The 1198-nt window shown below is 74.1% G+C and carries 1 protein-coding gene; it reads right to left on the reverse strand.

Going from position 1 to position 1198, the window contains the following annotated elements; all coding sequences use genetic code 11:
• The coding region (locus HTZ82_RS10645; protein WP_217623899.1) for a DMT family transporter at nucleotides 1-897 on the reverse strand (897 nt) is incomplete at its 3' end.
• Between the last annotated feature and the right edge of the window lie 301 nt (nucleotides 898-1198).

Below are 1198 nucleotides of genomic sequence, written 5' to 3' on the forward strand. Positions count from 1 at the left end.
GCGTCGGCGCACCGCCGCGAGCCTGGTCTCGGCGACCGCGAGCCCGGTCACGGCGGTCAGCAGGAGCAGGGTGCCGGTGACCGTGGCCAGGGTCAGCCGCTCGTCGAGCAGCAGAACGGCGATGGCCGCCGCGCTGACCGGCTCCAGGAGCATGATCACCGACACGGTCGCCGCCCGGATCACGGCCGCCCCCGCGAAGTACAGCCCGTACGCCAGCGCGGTCGGCACGGCCGCCACGTACAGCAGCAGCAACAGGACCCGCGCGGGCTCGGCCGTGTGGGGCAGCAGCCCCTCGGCCAACGCGAGCGGCAGCAGCCCGACGGCGCCGATCCCGAACGCCCAGGTGCTGGTGGCGAGCGCGTCACCGCCGCCTTCGTCCCGGCCGAGCCACCGGGTGATCAGCGTGACCGTGGCGTACCCGGCGGCCGACAGCACCGCCAGGGCGACGCCCGCGGGCCGTACGGTCCCGGAGTCGCCGCCCAGCACGAGCACCACGAGCCCGGCGAGCGCCCCGGCCACCGCGGCGCCCCCGCCGCGCCCGAGCCGCTCACCCATGGTCAGCCGCGCCCCGAGCGCGATGAGGACGGGCCCGGCGCCGAGCGTGACGACCGTACCGACGGCCAGCCCGGTCGCCTCGACGGCCGCGAAGTACGTGCTCTGGAAGACGGTGAGTGCGATACCCGTACCGAGGATGCGCAGCAGCTTGCGGCGGCGCGGCTCGGTGACGGCGCTGCCCGGCTGCCGCCGTCGTCGGCGAAGGGCGACGAAGCCCGCCATCAGCGCGAGTCCGCCCACGCAGCGCCAGAAGGACAGGGCGAAGGGACCGAGATCACTGACCCGGAACACCAGTGAGGCGGCCGCCCCCGCGGTGCCCCAGGCGATCCCGGCGACGATCAGATAGAGGAGGGCACGCCCGACAGGCGTGGCCTTGGTTGTGGCCGTGGTTGTGACCGTGGCCGCAGGCGCGGACGCCGAAGCGGACGTACGGAGAGGGTTCGACACGTGACTTCTCCCGATGAAGACGGGTGGACTGGCCGCTGGACGCGTGGGGATCCGTACGCGGGCAGCGACGAGCCGCTCGGGAGCACGAAAGGCCCGAGCCCGGTCTTCGTCAGGAGTGCGCCGCCCGCGTTATGCGGCAGGCGGCGGAAGCACGGTCGAATGCATGATCGGCACCTTACGCGGTCACGGCCGGACC

Origin of the sequence: Streptomyces sp. TRM64462 (genome assembly GCF_013362995.1) — a bacterium.
Classification (GTDB): domain Bacteria; phylum Actinomycetota; class Actinomycetes; order Streptomycetales; family Streptomycetaceae; genus Streptomyces.